Below are 13,934 nucleotides of genomic sequence, written 5' to 3'. Positions count from 1 at the left end.
TCAGTGGGGGGTGGAGTCGGTCAGCGGGCCGATGCGGTACAGGACTTCGGACTCGTGCGGGCCGTCCGGGAACAGGCCGGCGGGGAACAGCACCTCGCGGCTGACCCGTGCGCCGTGCCGCTCGGCGAACGAGGTGAACAGGCGCTCGGAGGCGGTGTTGCCCGGGGTGATCGTGGTCTCCAGCTCGGTGATGCCGTGCTCGGCGGCGAGCCGTGCGGTCAGGCCGTCCAGCAGTGCGGCGGCGATGCCGTAACCCCGGTGGGCGGCGTCGACGGCCACCTGCCAGACGAACAGGGTGCGGGGGCGGTCCGGCCGCAGGTATCCGGTGATGAAACCGACCGGCTGCCCGTCCGCCCCGCGGGCCACCGCCGAGGTGCCGGCGAAGTCCCGGCACCACAGCAGATAGGCGTAGGAGGAGTTCAGATCGAGGGTTTTCGAGTCCTTGGCGAGACGCCAGAGCGAGGCTCCGTCAGTCGTCGCCGGCCGTTCGATGAGCAGGTCTGCGGGTGCGGCAGTCATGCGGCACGAATTTAGCGAGGCGAATTCGAAAATGCACGGCAGCTGCGACGGGGGCTGGTGGACGCTTCGGTGAAATGTCCGCATTGCCCCGTGATAAATCGGGGCAAATCGTCCCTGCTGTGGAGTGTGTCACAGCCCGGAAAGTGCAGAAAATCCACTGGAAAACTTCCCTGTTTAGCTCTGCAAAAAGCGGGCAGAAGAGGATGGGAAGCTATCTCCGGGGAAATTGGCGGGAATTGTGAAAGGGAATTGAAATTAACGCCAGGCGTTCTCCACGGCCCGGCGGGCGCCGGCCGGATCCACGGCCACGCCACGCTCGGCCAGTGCCGCGCCCAGGGCCGCCAAGGTGTTCCGCACCGCGTCCGGGGTCGCGTCGGGGCCGTAGTGGTTGACCCGGATCATCTCCTGGGCCAGTGCACCCCCGCCCGCCGCCAGCGGCAGCGCCGGGTCGCTCTCCAGGGCCCGCGCCACCAGCTCCGAAGCCGCCACCCCGGACGGCACCCGCAGCGTGGTGGCGACCGGCGCCGCGTCCTTCTCCTCGTACACGTACGGCTCCAGGCCCCCGCCCAGCGCCACCGCACCGGCCCGCGAGGCCAGCGCGGCGCGCCGGTGCCGGGCCGTCACCGTCTCCAGGCCCGCCGCCTCGATGCGCTCCAGGCACGCCTCGAGCGCCAGCATCTCCAGCTGGGCCGGAGCGTGCGGCAGCGCCTTGCGGCCGGCGTCGATCCAGCGGTCCTTCCAGTCCAGCAGCGACAGGTAGGAGCGGCGCGGGGCGTTCGGGTTGGCGGCCATCCGGGCCCACGCCCGCTCGCTCACCGAGATCGCCGACACGCCCGCCGGGCCGCCCATCGCCTTCTGTGCCCCGATCACGCACAGGTCCACGCCCCACGCGTCCGGCAGTACCGGCTCCGCGCCCACGGACGCCACCGCGTCCAGGTAGAAGAGGGCACCCTGCGCCCGTACCGCCTCGCCGATCTCCGCCACCGGGTTGGTGTTGCCGGTCGCCGCCTCCGCGTGCACCAGCGACACGAAGTCGATCTCCGGGTGCTCGGCGAACGCCTCCCGGATCTGCTCGGCGGTCACCGCCGTGTGGAACGGGACGGCGAGGTCGTGCACCGTGGCGCCGGCGTCGCGGAGCCAGTTGCCGAAGGTCTGGCCGTACGGTCCCGTGATCACGTTCAGGGCCACCGTGCCCGGGCCGGCCGCCGCGCGGATCGCGCCCTCCAGAGGCAGCAGCGCCTCACCCTGGGTGATCAGGACGTCCTGCCGGGTGTCCAGCAGCCGGGCAACCCTGTCCTCGATGGCGGCGAAGCGCTCGGCACTCAGCGGGGGCAGGTCGAGGAAGGGGTGGGTCACGGCGGTGCTCTTCCTTTTGTTCGCTTCGGTCGACTCCCTCGATCTTAGGTCCAGCGGCTCCGTTACCATCGGTTTGATTTGAGAGGCTCAAACTCTTCCTTATAATCGGAACCCACAGTTCCCCCACAGGAGACGATCCCTCCATGACAACGCTTCTCGGGCGCCGGACCCGCCTTCTGGCCGCCACCACCGCGACCGCCGCACTCGTGCTCGCCGTGGCCGGCTGCTCCTCCAGCGACTCGGGGAGCGGCAAGACCACCGTCAAGGGTGTGCACCTCGTCAAGGGCGGCCAGCTGACCACCTGCACCCACCTGCCGTACCCGCCGTTCCAGTCGGAGATCGACGGCAAGGTGCAGGGCTTCGACGTCTCCCTCATCGACCTCGTGGCCAAGGACCTCGGCGTCAAGCAGGACATCCTCGACACGCCGTTCGAGAACTTCAAGACCGGTGCGTTCCTCAACTCCGGCCAGTGCGACCTGGCCGCCGCCGGCATGACCATCACCGACGAGCGCAAGAAGAACGTCGACTTCTCCGACCCGTACTTCGAGGCCACCCAGGCCGTCCTGGTCGACAAGAAGAGCGGCGTCAACTCGCTCGCCGACGTCAAGGCCAAGGGCAAGAAGCTCGGCGCCCAGGCGCAGACCACCGGCGAGGACTACGTCAAGACCAAGGGCTTCGACCCGGTCTCCTTCGAGTCCTCCGACGCCGTCCTCAACGGCCTGCGCACCGGCCAGGTCCAGGCCGTCGTCATCGACTACCCGGTGGTCCAGGGCTGGCTGAAGGACAAGGCCAACGCGGACAAGTTCAAGGTGGTCGACAACCTCAAGACCGGTGAGCAGTACGGCTTCACGGTCAAGAAGGGCAACACGGCGCTGCGCAAGGCCATCAACAAGGCCCTCAAGGACGCCAAGGCCGACGGCACCTACAAGAAGCTCTACGAGCAGTGGATCGGCCCGTACAACGCCTCCGTGGCCTCTCCCGCCGCCTCATGACCGACGCGGACGTACAACTCCAGCCGAAGAAAAAGGGGCTGACCCGGCGTCAGAAGCGCCGGTTGTCCCGCGGCATCCAGTACGTCGTCTTCGTCGCCGCCGTGATCGCCATAGCGGTCACGGCGGACTGGGGCCGGCTGCAGAACCAGTTCGCCCAGGGCAGCATCGCGAAGCAGATGTGGCCGGACGTCATCACGCTGGCGCTGAAGAACACCGTGCTGTACACGGTGTCCGGCTTCGTCCTCGGACTGGTGCTCGGCCTGGTCATCGCGCTGATGCGGCTGTCCTCCGTAGGGCCGTACCGCTGGGTGGCCGGCATCTACATCGAGATCTTCCGCGGTCTGCCCGCCCTGCTGATCTTCGTCTTCATCGCGGTGGCCGTGCCGCTGGCCTTCCCCGGCACGGAGATTCCGGGCGGCACCTACGGCAAGGGCGCCCTCGGCCTCGGCCTCATCGGCGCCGCCTACATGGCGGAGACGTTCCGCGCCGGTATCCAGGCGGTGCCCAAGGGGCAGATGGAGGCGGCCCGTTCCCTGGGCTTCTCGCCGGCCAAGGCCATGATCTCCATCATCGTCCCGCAGGCCTTCCGGATCATCCTCCCGCCGCTCACCAACGAGCTGATCATGCTCTTCAAGGACTCCTCGCTGGTGTTGCTGCTCGGCGTGACCCTGGAAGAGCGCGAACTGTCCAAGTTCGGCCGCGACCTGGCCAGTACGACCGCCAACTCCACGCCGATCCTGGTCGCGGGCCTGTGCTACCTGCTGGTCACCATCCCGCTCGGCTTCGTCGCCCGCCGTCTGGAGGCCAAGGCCCAGAAGGAGATCAAGTGACCCGCCCCGAGATCCGCGTCCGGGACCTGCACAAGTCCTTCGGCGACAACCACGTCCTGCGCGGCATCGACCTGGAGATCGACCAGGGCGAGGTCGTCTGCGTCATCGGCCCCTCCGGCTCCGGCAAGTCGACGCTGCTGCGCTGCGTGAACCTGCTGGAGGAGCCCACCAAGGGCCAGGTCTTCGTCGGCGGCACCGAGGTGACCGACCCGGACGCCGACATCGACGCCGTACGCCGCCGCATCGGCATGGTCTTCCAGCAGTTCAACCTCTTCCCGCACCTGAACGTCACCGAGAACCTCGCGCTGCCGCAGCGCCGGGTCCTCGGACGGGACAAGGCGACGGCCGCGCGGATCGCCGCCGAGAACCTGGCCCGGGTCGGCCTGAGCGAGAAGGCGGACGCCTATCCGTCCTCCCTCTCCGGTGGCCAGCAGCAGCGCGTCGCCATCGCCCGCGCGCTCGCCATGGGCCCCGAGGTGATGCTGTTCGACGAGCCGACCTCCGCGCTCGACCCCGAACTCGTCGGGGACGTCCTCGCCGTCATGCGCATGCTCGCCCGGGAGGGCATGACGATGATGGTCGTCACCCACGAGATGACCTTCGCCCGCGAGGTCGCCGACCGGGTCGTCTTCATGGACGGCGGTGTGATCGTCGAGGACGGCAGCCCCGAGCAGGTCATCGGCGCCCCGCGGCACGAGCGCACCCGGCACTTCCTCTCCCGCCTGCTCGACCCGGCGATGGCCGAGGTGGAGGAGGAGACCTCCGACCAGGTGGGGAAGACCGAACCGTAGGCCGTTAAGGTGCCGTGCATGAGCGATGGCGCGGTGCTGCACGTGAAGGGCCGGGTCCTGGTCGGGCCCGACGAGGTCCGCGACGGGCTGTGGGTGGTCGGGGGCCGGGTGACCTACGACCGCCCCGCCGGAGCCCGGGACGTCCGGACCGTCGAGGGCTGGGCACTGCCCGGCCTGGCCGACGCCCACTGCCACGTGGGCCTCGACGCGCACGGCCCGGTCGACCGGAACACCGCCGAGAAGCAGGCGCTCGCCGACCGGGAGGCGGGCACCCTGCTCATCCGGGACGCGGGCTCCCCGTCCGACACCCGCTGGATCGACGACCGCGACGACCTCCCGAAGATCAAGCGTGCCGGGCGGCACATCGCCCGCACCCGCCGCTACATCCGCAACTACGCCTGGGAGATCGAACCGGACGACCTCGTCGCCTACGTCGCCCGGGAGGCCGAGCGCGGCGACGGCTGGGTCAAGCTGGTCGGCGACTGGATCGACCGCGACCTCGGCGACCTCGCACCCTGCTGGCCCCGCGAGGCGGTCGAGGCCGCCATCGCCGAGGCCCACCGGCGCGGCGCCCGCGTCACCGCCCACTGCTTCGCCGAAAGCTCCCTGCGCGACCTGGTCGAGGCCGGCATCGACTGCATCGAGCACGCGACCGGCCTGACCGACGACCTGATCCCGCTCTTCGCCGAGCGCGAGGTCGCGATCGTCCCCACCCTCGTCAACATCGCCACCTTCCCGAAGCTCGCGGACGGCGGCGACACCAAGTTCCCGCGCTGGTCCGCCCACATGCGCCGGCTGCACGAGCGCCGCTACGACACCGTCCGTAACGCCTACGACGCCGGTATCCAGGTGTACGTCGGCACGGACGCCGGCGGCTCACTGCCCCACGGTCTGGTGGCGGCCGAGGTGGCGGAGCTGGTCACCGCCGGAATCCCCGCCGTGGAGGCCGTGTCGGCGGCGTGCTGGGCGGCCCGCGCCTTCCTCGCCGCCCCCGGCCTCGTGGAAGGTGCCCCGGCCGACCTGGTGGTGTACGAGAGCGACCCCCGGGCGGACGTACGGGTGCTGGCGGCACCGCGACGGGTGGTGCTGAACGGGCAGGTCGTCGAGTAGATGTACCCCTGATTCGAATCGGCGTGCGGCATATCCACGTTTGAGTGAAGTAGCCCGGGATCGCTGACCGTTCACCCACAGGGCGTACAAGGTTGACGGGTCCCAAGCATGTTTCTTCTGGGGGTCCCACCGCCTTGAACAGCAACAACTTCCGCATGCCCGCACGCCGTCTGGCTGTCCTGGCCACGGCCACCGCCCTCACCGCGGCACCCGCGGTCCTCGGCGCGGGCGCCGCGCACGCGACCACCTACCACGGTCGCGCCTCCGCCGTCGTCCTGCGCACCGGACTCGACGTGTCCCTGCTCGACAAGACCGCGCACGTCCCGCTCGCGGTCTCCCTCAACGAGGTCCACGCCCCGCAGAGCGCCGACCGGACCGCGCTGTCCGCCCGGCTCGACGGCGTGAACGGCGGCAAGCCGTTCACCGTGCTCGGCGCGGACGTCGCCGAGGCCAGGGCCACGGCCACGGCGAAGCGGGCCGAGGGCTCGGTCCGGGTCGCCCATGCCAGGCTGCACGTGCCGGGCCTGCCCCTGCTGTCCCTGATCGAGGCCGACACGGTCACCGCCAAGGCGACCTGCGAGGCCGGCAGGGCACCGGCCGCCGCCGCGAACGTGCTGGGTGCCGTCACCGTCCTCGGCAAGCGCGTCACCCTCACCGCCGGGGGCCCCGTCGAGGTCAAGGTGCCCGGCGTCGGCGAGGTCCGCCTCGATCTCTCCCAGCGGACCACGACGACCCGCACGGCCGCCGCGACCGCCCTCGAACTCAAGGTCTCCGTCAATCCTCCCCCAGACTTCGTCCGGGGGGACCCCCAGCTCAACGTGGCCGACGTCGAGGGCACGGTCACCCTCGCCAAGGCGACCTGTGAGTCCCCGATGGTCCCGCCCACCGGGAAGCCGGTGCCGAGCCACGACCCGGCCGCCGACGTCCGCCCGCAGGGCGCCCGGGCCGACCTCGCGGAGACCGGCGGCAGTTCGGCGACTCCGTACATCGCCGGCGGCGCGGTGGCGCTGCTGCTGGTGGGCGGGGGAGCGGTGACGGTGGCTCGCCGGCGCAAGAGCTGACGACCCGGCACCCGGCCGCTCCCCGTCCCGCCGTCCCCCGGGACAGGGAGCGGCCTTCCGGCCCGCCCTTCCCGGCCGACAGCTCCTCGGGGCCCCGGCCTCTCAACCGAGCGCGGCAGGTGGGTGGGTGGGAGGATCCAGTGCGGCCGACAGGGCCTTCACGAAGCCGTTCACCGTCGCCCGGTCCCGCACAGCCACCCGTACCCATTCCTCCCCGAGCCCCGGAAACGTGTCCCCCCGGCGCACGGCATAACCAAGCTCCCGCAACCGCCGCCGCACCCCCGCCGCATCCGGCATACGCACCAGCACGAACGGCCCGTCCGCGGGCTCGGCCACCCGTACACCGCGGGACGCGAACGCCGTCAGCTCCGCCACCAGATGGGCCCGGTCCGCCGCGATGCGATGCGCCGCATGCCCCGCCTCCGCCAGCGCCCGCGGCGCCACACACGCCTCGGCCGCGGCCAGCGCCGGCGTCGACACCGGCCACAACGGCTGGGCCCGCTCCAACGCGGCGACGATCTCCGAAGGAGCCAGCACATAGCCGATGCGCAGCCCGGCCAGCCCCCAGGTCTTGGTGAGACTGCGCAGCACGACGAGACCCGGCACATCCGTCCGCCCGGCCAGCGCCTCCCGCTCTCCCGGCACCGCGTCCATGAACGCCTCGTCGACCACCAGCGTCCGCCCCGGACGGGCGAGCCGGACGAGTGTCTCCGCCGGATGCAGCACGGACGTCGGGTTGGTCGGGTTGCCGATCACCACCAGGTCCGCGTCCTCCGGCACGGCCGCCGGGTCCAGACGGAACCCGTCCTCCGCCCGCAGCAGCACCCGGCCCACGGTGTGCCCGGCATCCCGCAGCGCGGCCTCCGGCTCGGTGAACTGCGGGTGCACCACGACCGGCCGGCGGACCTCCAGAGCGCGGGCGAGCAGCACGAACGCCTCCGCGGCCCCCGCCGTCAGCAGCACCCGCTCCACCGGCAGGCCGTGCCGCGCCGCCACCGCCGCCCGCGCGGCCCGCCCGTCCGGGTAGGCCGCGAGGGACGACAGCGAGCCGGCGATCTCCTCCCGCAGCCACGGCGGCGGCGTGTCCGCGCGGACGTTGACGGCGAGGTCGACCAGCGCGGCCCCGCCGTCCCGCACTTCGGCGTCCCCGTGATGCCGCAGATCGTGCCCGGACCCGCCGGTCTCCTCAGTGCGCATGGCTGTGCGAGTGCCCCCCGTGATGGTGGTGCCCGTGACCGTGTCCGTGGTGGTGGCCGTCGTCGTCCGGGTGGAAGTGCGGCTGCTGCGGCAGCCCCACCTTGTCCTCGAAGCCCGGCAGCGCGATCCGGTACACGCACGAGTCGCAGTTCATGCGCAGATCGCCCTTGACGGCCTCCTCGTACCGCTCCATCACCAGGTCCAGCAGCTCCGGCTCGGGCCCGATGACGTCGGCCGAGCGGACCTCCTGCTCCGGGTGGGCCGCGGCCCAGGCGGACGTCTGCTCCCGCACGCGGTCGGGCAGGATGCCGGTGAACAGGAAGTAGGGCAGTACGACGATCCGCCGCGCCCCGAGCCGAGCGCAGCGGTCGAGCCCGCTCGGCACGTCCGGCGCCGCCAGCGACACGAACGCCGTCTCCACGGCCGCGTACCCGCGCCCCTCCCACAGCAGCCGCGCCGCCTTGAACACCTCGGCGTTGGCGTCCGGGTCGGTCGATCCGCGCCCCACGAGCAGGACGGTCACCTCACCGCGGTCCCAGTCGCCGAGCACCGCGTCGAGCCGTCGTTCCAGCACGCTCAGCAGCGACGGGTGCGGGCCCAGCGGACGGCCGTAGGTGTACGAGATCCCGGGGTGCCGCTCCTTCTCGCGGGCCAGCGCGGCCGGGATGTCGCCCTTGGCGTGCCCGGCGGAGACCAGCATCAGCGGCACGGCCGCGAACCGCCGTACGCCCTGCTCGACCAGCTCGGACACGGCCTCGCCCAGCGGCGGCGGGGACAGCTCGATGAAGCCGCCCGCGACGGGCAGGTCGGGGTGGCGGCGGCCGAGCTCCCGTACGAAGTCGCGGAACGCCTCGGCTCCGGCATCGTCCCGGGTGCCATGACCGGCGATGAGCAGGGCGGGCGGCGGGGTGGTCACGATTTCTCCTCGGAGTGTGAAACAGGGTGGTACAGCAGGGCGTTGAGCGCGGCGGACGCCACCGCCGACCCGCCCTTCTCGGACACGTTGCTCACGGCGGGCAGCCCGCTCATCCGCAATGCGGCCTTGGACTCGACCGCGCCGACGAAGCCGACGGGCAGGCCGATGACGAGGGCCGGGGCGGCGTCCAGGGTCAGCAGCTCCTCCAGCGCGGTCGGCGCATTGCCGATCACCCAGAGGGCACCCGGGCCGACCTGCTCGTACGCGAGCCGGATCGCGTGCGCCGAACGGGTCAGACCGGGCCCGGCCACGGCGTCCTTCAGCCGGCAGACGGTCTCCCGCCGGGTGATCCCGGCGGCCACCATCTCGACGTCCACGACCACCGGCGCCCCGGCGTGCAGCGCCGCGTGCGCCTTCGCCAACTCGCCCTCGTCCATGACGAGATCGCTCGCGTACTCCAGGTCGGCGGCGGAGTGGATGACCCGCTCCACCACCGCCCGGGTCAGCGGCGGGAAGTGCGAGGTGTCCAGGCGGGCGCGCAGCCGACGGTAGGACTCCTGCTCGATCGGATGAACGACGCGGTTCACTTCGGCTCCTCCTGCCAGCGGTAGCCGCGCGGCGTCACCATGCGCCCGGCGATGTTCCGGGTCGCGGTGTTGCCCACCGTCACGACCGTCATCATGTCGACCGTCGCCGGGTCGAGTGCGCCGAGCGTGGTGATCCGGCTGGACTCGTCGACGCGCGACGCGTTGCGCACGACACCCACCGGCGTGGCGGCACTACGGTGCTCGGCGAGGATGCCCAGCGCCTTCGGCAGCTGCCAGTCACGGCCGCGGGAACGGGGGTTGTAGAAGGTGACGACGATGTCCGCCTCGGCCGCCGCCCTGACCCGCCGCTCGATGACCTCCCACGGCGTGTGCAGGTCGGACAGGCTGATGGACACATGGTCGTGGCCCAGCGGCGCGCCCAGGATCGCCCCGGCGGCCAGTGCGGCCGTCACCCCGGGCACCCCGACCACGTCGATGTCGTCCGACGCCTCCGCGAGCGCCGGGGAGGCCATGGCGTACACGCCCGCGTCCCCGCTGCCGATCAGCGCCACCGCATGCCCCTCGCGGGCCTCCGCGACCGCCGTGCGGGCCCGCTCCTCCTCCGCGCCGAGCCCCGACTCCAGCACCCGGGTGCCCGGCCGCAGCAGATCGCGGATCTGGTCCACGTACTGGTCGAGCCCGACCAGCACCGAGGCCCGCCGCAGCTCGGCCGCCGCGCGCGGGGTGAGCAGGTCCCGGGCGCCCGGCCCGAGCCCGACCACCGCGAGCCGCCCGCGCCCCGGCCGCCGGACCACGGCACAGGTCGCCATGGCCGGCTGCCCGTCGGCACGCTCCGACTTCCGCTTGGGCACCAGGAGTTCACCGCCGCGCACCAGCGCGGCGGCCTCCGCCACGGACGGGGTGCCGACGGCCGCGAGCGGCGCGCCGGACGGGTTCGGCACCGCCACGGCCGACAGCTCCTCGGCGGAGTACGTCACCAGGGGCACCCCGAGCCGCTCGGCGGCGGCCACGATGCCGGGCTCCGCCGCCTTGGCGTCCACGGTGGCCAGTTCGGCGACGGACCGCGCGGACAGCCCGGCCTCGCGCAGCGCCTCCTCGACCAGACCGAGCACCTCCGCCGCCGGCGCCCCCTTCGACGCGCCGACCCCGACCACCAGGGTCGGCGGCCTGAGCAGCACCTCCCGCTCGCCGGGTGCCACGGCCCGGTCGGTGAGCCGGATCGTGTACGACCCCTGCGGCGACACCGGCAGCGGCGGCAGCGGCCAGGCCACCTCGGCCTCCAGCGCGACCGGTTCGCCGTCCAGCAGGGCCCGGGAGACCACGGCGACCGAACCCTCGTACGGCAGCCCGAGCGTGTCCAGGCCCGGCAGGCCGACGGCGTCCGTCGCGGTCGTCACCACCGGCTCCGCGCCCAGCACCTCCCCGGCCTCGCGGGCGAGGGCGTTGGCGCCACCGCAGTGCCCGCCGAGCAGCGCCACCGCGAACCGGCCGCCCTCGTCCACGCACACCACACCCGGGTCGGTCGTCTTGTCGCCGAGCAGCGGCGCCAGCAGCCGTACCACCGCCCCCGTCGCCAGGAAGCAGACCAACTGCTCGCACTCCGCGAACGCGGCCCGTACGGCCTCCCCGACGGGACCCTCGTACACGCGGGTACGGTCCGGCCAGGCCGCGGCCAGCCGGTCCCGCGCCGCCGTCCCCGCCGCGGTGGCGGAAATGAGGCCGATCACTGGGCAACTCCTTCACTAGACGCCGGGGTGCGCACGCCCCACAGCAGAAACACAGGATTGGTGGCCGCCAGCCGGGTCACGTCCCCGGGCAGCGGCGCCAGGCGCGAGGACTGGAGCAGCACCCCGTCGCAGGTGAACCCGGCGTCCGTCAGCGCCGCGCGCGCCGCCGGCACCCGGTCCAGCGCGGCCATGGCGACGACCACGGTCCGCCGGGCCCGCCGCGCACAGGCGGTGACGACGGCGGGCAGCTCCCGGCCCCCGCCGCCGACGAACACCGCGTCGGGGTCGCCGGCCAGGCCGGACAGCGCCTCCGGCGCCGTGCCGTGCACCACCTCCACGTCGACGCCGTGGGCGCTGGCGTTGGCGCGGATCCGCTCCACCCCGTCCGGGGTCTTCTCGACGGCGACGACGGCCGCGCCGAGCCGCGCGCACTCCACCGCGACCGAACCCGACCCGGCGCCCACGTCCCACACCAGGTCCCCGAGGCGCGGCCCCAGCCGGGCCAGGGCCAGCGCCCGCACCTCGAACTTGGTGATCATCGAGTCCCGGTGCGTGAACTCACCCTCGTCCAGCGCCCATCCGGCGGGCTGCCCCGGTACCCCGGCGACCGTACGCACCGCACCGAGGGCCCGCGTCTCGTCCAGACACAGCACCACGCTCACCGCCGTACCCCAGTCGCGGGCCGCCGCCTCGGCGGGCGTCACCCGCTCCACGCGCTCCCGCTCCGGGTCACCGAGGGCACTGGCCACGACCAGGACCCGGTCGGCGGGCAGCGCGGCGCCCAGCTCGGCGGGCCCGGCGCCCGGCCCGGTGAGCACGGCCACCTTCGGCCGCGCCCGGCAGACGTGCACCGCCGTCCGCAGTTCCCGGCCGTGCGCGCTGACCACGACCGCGTCGTCCCAGGGCAGCCCGATCCGCGCGAAGGCGGTGGCCACCGAGGACACCCCGGGCCGCACGTCCAGCACACCGGCACCGAACCGCTCGGCCAGCGCCCGTACGATCCCGAAGAACCCCGGATCCCCGGACGCCAGCACGACGACCGGCAGCTCCTTGCCGACATACTCGGCGATGGTGTCCAGGGCGGGCGCCAGCGGCCCGAGCACGATCCGTTCGGCGCCTCCCGGCAGCCGTACGGCGTCCAGGTGCCGCCGCCCGCCGACGACCAGCGCGGCCCCGGCGAGGACGTCCGCGGGCACCGTTGCCCCCGTCCCCGCACCGACGACCGTGATCAACTCTTCGTCCTCTGCTCCCGCAGGGCCCGCCGGGCCTCCGGGTCGGCCTTGCGGTAGCCGTGGAAGTGACCCGGGTGGTACAGGTGCGAGCGGGTGCCGTGGGCGTCCAGGGCCGGGCCGACCAGGAACAGCGTGTGCTTCCAGAGCTTGTGCTCCTTGACCGTCTCCTCCAGCGTGCCGATCGTGCACTTCACGACCAGCTCCTCCGGCCAGGTCGCCTGGTAGGCGACGACCACCGGGGTGTCCGTGGGATAGCCGCCCTCCAGCAGCTCCCGCACCAGCTGCCCGCTGCGCGCCGCCGACAGGAAGATCGCCATGGTGGTGCCGTGCCGGGCGAACTCGCGGACCTCCTCCCCGGGCGGCATCGGCGTCTTGCCGCCGCCCAGCCGGGTCAGCACCACGGACTGCGCGACCTCGGGGATCGTCAGCTCCCGCCGCGCGAGCGCGGCCACGGCGGAGAAGGAGGACACACCCGGGACCACCTCGGTCGCGATGCCGATCTCCGCGCAGCGGTCCAGCTGCTCCTGGGTGCCGCCCCACAGGGCCGGGTCGCCGGAGTGGATCCGGGCGACCTTCAGCCCTTCCTCGAACGCACGTCGGTACACGGCGACGACGTCCTCCAGCGACATGGCCGCCGAGTCCAGGATCTCGGCGTCCTCGCGGGCGTGTTCGAGGACCTCCGCCTGGACCAGGCTCGCGGCCCAGATCACGACGTCGGCCTCGGCGATGGCCCGCGCGGCACGGAACGTCAACAGGTCGGCGGCGCCGGGGCCGGCACCGACGAAGGTCACCTTGCCGGTGGGGGCATCGGCCATGGGAATCGGTCCTCTCTCAGGAGTCGGTACGCACGTCAGTACGTGAAGGGCTGTCGGACATGCGCGAACGCCGGTCCATCGGATAGCAAGGGCCTATGGCGGTCTTCGTCGCGCTCGGCGCGTTTCTGATGACGCTGGCCGGCGGGTGGACGGCACAGCGCGTGACCGACCGCCGCCATCTGGTCCTGGGCCTGGCCGGCGGGCTGATGCTGGGCGTGGTCGGCCTGGATCTGCTGCCGGAGGCGCTGCACGCGGCCGACCGCGAGGTCTTCGGCGTACCCGCCGCCCTGCTGCTGTTCGTGGCCGGCTTTCTCTTCGCCCATCTGGTGGAGCGCACGCTGGCCGCCCGCCAGGCCGCGCACGGCGGCGCCGAGGGACCGGGCCACCGGGCGCCCGAGGTGGGCCTCACGGCGGCGGCCGCGATGGTGGGCCACAGTGCCATGGACGGTGTGGCGATCGGCGCGGCCTTCCAGGTGGGCGGCGGCATGGGCACGGGCGTGGCGCTCGCCGTGATCGCCCACGACTTCGCCGACGGCTTCAACACCTTCACCATCACCAGCCTGTACGGCAACGCGCGCCGCCGGGCCCTCGGCATGCTGGTCGCCGACGCCTGCGCACCGCTGCTGGGCGCGCTGTCCACGGCCTTCTTCCGCATCCCCGAACCGGTGCTCGGCGGCTATCTCGGCCTCTTCGGCGGCGTACTGCTCTACCTCGCCGCCGCCGAGATCCTGCCCGAGGCGCACCACGAGCACCCGGCCCGCTCCACCCTGCTGTGCACGGTGGCCGGTGCCGCGTTCATCTGGCTGGTGGTCGGCATCTCCGGCTGACCACGCGCACGGT

14 protein-coding genes are annotated in these 13,934 nt (G+C 72.8%); 6 read left to right on the top strand and 8 right to left on the bottom strand.

Annotation, left to right across the window (positions count from 1 at the left end; genetic code table 11):
* On the bottom strand, positions 1–519 hold the full coding sequence (ectA, locus tag ACZ7DL_RS15640; RefSeq protein WP_470774699.1) for a diaminobutyrate acetyltransferase: 519 nt from the start codon (positions 517–519) through the stop codon (positions 1–3).
* Positions 520–774: 255 nt separating this feature from the next.
* On the bottom strand, positions 775–1,875 hold the full coding sequence (locus ACZ7DL_RS15635; protein WP_470774698.1) for a pyridoxal-phosphate-dependent aminotransferase family protein: 1,101 nt from the start codon (positions 1,873–1,875) through the stop codon (positions 775–777).
* 143 nt (positions 1,876–2,018) lie between these two features.
* Between ACZ7DL_RS15635 and ACZ7DL_RS15630 the strand changes: the two genes are divergently transcribed.
* The 5 genes from ACZ7DL_RS15630 (at position 2,019) to ACZ7DL_RS15610 (ending at position 6,659) form a co-directional block, all read left to right on the top strand.
* A complete protein-coding gene (locus ACZ7DL_RS15630; protein ID WP_470774697.1) occupies positions 2,019–2,867 on the top strand; it encodes a transporter substrate-binding domain-containing protein in 849 nt (282 codons plus the stop codon).
* Positions 2,864–3,697 carry an amino acid ABC transporter permease gene (locus ACZ7DL_RS15625; RefSeq protein WP_470774696.1) on the top strand — a complete coding sequence of 278 codons (834 nt, stop codon included), beginning with the start codon at positions 2,864–2,866 and terminating at the stop codon, positions 3,695–3,697. The genes ACZ7DL_RS15630 and ACZ7DL_RS15625 overlap by 4 nt, the downstream gene beginning before the upstream one ends.
* Positions 3,694–4,488, top strand: a complete 795-nt coding sequence (locus tag ACZ7DL_RS15620) for an amino acid ABC transporter ATP-binding protein (RefSeq protein ID WP_470774695.1) — start codon at positions 3,694–3,696, stop codon at positions 4,486–4,488. Before ACZ7DL_RS15625 ends, ACZ7DL_RS15620 begins: the two co-directional genes overlap by 4 nt.
* Before the next feature lie 18 nt (positions 4,489–4,506).
* Positions 4,507–5,598, top strand: coding sequence for an amidohydrolase family protein (locus ACZ7DL_RS15615; protein WP_470774694.1), 1,092 nt, complete (start codon positions 4,507–4,509; stop codon positions 5,596–5,598).
* A gap of 134 nt (positions 5,599–5,732) precedes the next feature.
* Positions 5,733–6,659 carry an SCO1860 family LAETG-anchored protein gene (locus ACZ7DL_RS15610; protein WP_470774693.1) on the top strand — a complete coding sequence of 309 codons (927 nt, stop codon included), beginning with the start codon at positions 5,733–5,735 and terminating at the stop codon, positions 6,657–6,659.
* 102 nt (positions 6,660–6,761) lie between these two features.
* On the opposite strand, the gene cobC is transcribed toward ACZ7DL_RS15610, so the two are convergent.
* From cobC to cobM, 6 genes are read right to left on the bottom strand one after another with little or no spacing between them, the layout of a single operon-like run.
* A complete protein-coding gene (gene cobC, locus ACZ7DL_RS15605) occupies positions 6,762–7,856 on the bottom strand; it encodes an Rv2231c family pyridoxal phosphate-dependent protein CobC (protein ID WP_470774692.1) in 1,095 nt (364 codons plus the stop codon).
* Positions 7,846–8,772: a sirohydrochlorin chelatase gene (locus ACZ7DL_RS15600; RefSeq protein ID WP_470774691.1), complete on the bottom strand. Its 927-nt coding sequence runs from the start codon at positions 8,770–8,772 to the stop codon at positions 7,846–7,848. Before ACZ7DL_RS15600 ends, cobC begins: the two co-directional genes overlap by 11 nt.
* Positions 8,769–9,359 (bottom strand): precorrin-8X methylmutase, encoded by a 591-nt coding sequence (locus ACZ7DL_RS15595; RefSeq protein WP_470774690.1) that lies wholly within the window; start codon positions 9,357–9,359, stop codon positions 8,769–8,771. The genes ACZ7DL_RS15600 and ACZ7DL_RS15595 overlap by 4 nt, the downstream gene beginning before the upstream one ends.
* Positions 9,356–11,047 (bottom strand): precorrin-3B C(17)-methyltransferase, encoded by a 1,692-nt coding sequence (gene cobJ, locus ACZ7DL_RS15590; RefSeq protein WP_470774689.1) that lies wholly within the window; start codon positions 11,045–11,047, stop codon positions 9,356–9,358. Before cobJ ends, ACZ7DL_RS15595 begins: the two co-directional genes overlap by 4 nt.
* Positions 11,044–12,279, bottom strand: coding sequence for a precorrin-6y C5,15-methyltransferase (decarboxylating) subunit CbiE (gene cbiE / locus ACZ7DL_RS15585; protein ID WP_470774688.1), 1,236 nt, complete (start codon positions 12,277–12,279; stop codon positions 11,044–11,046). The genes cobJ and cbiE overlap by 4 nt, the downstream gene beginning before the upstream one ends.
* Entirely contained in the window at positions 12,276–13,094 is an 819-nt protein-coding gene (cobM, locus tag ACZ7DL_RS15580; RefSeq protein ID WP_470774687.1) for a precorrin-4 C(11)-methyltransferase, read from the bottom strand. The genes cbiE and cobM overlap by 4 nt, the downstream gene beginning before the upstream one ends.
* A 95-nt stretch (positions 13,095–13,189) precedes the next feature.
* Here cobM and ACZ7DL_RS15575 point away from each other — a divergent pair, with 95 nt between their 5' ends.
* Complete coding sequence (locus tag ACZ7DL_RS15575; protein ID WP_470774686.1) at positions 13,190–13,921, top strand: ZIP family metal transporter; 732 nt, start codon at positions 13,190–13,192, stop codon at positions 13,919–13,921.
* The last annotated feature ends 13 nt before the right edge of the window (positions 13,922–13,934 follow it).

It is taken from the genome of Streptomyces sp. NPDC036984 (genome assembly GCF_055607665.1).
This window is presented reverse-complemented; position numbering and strand designations above follow the sequence as displayed.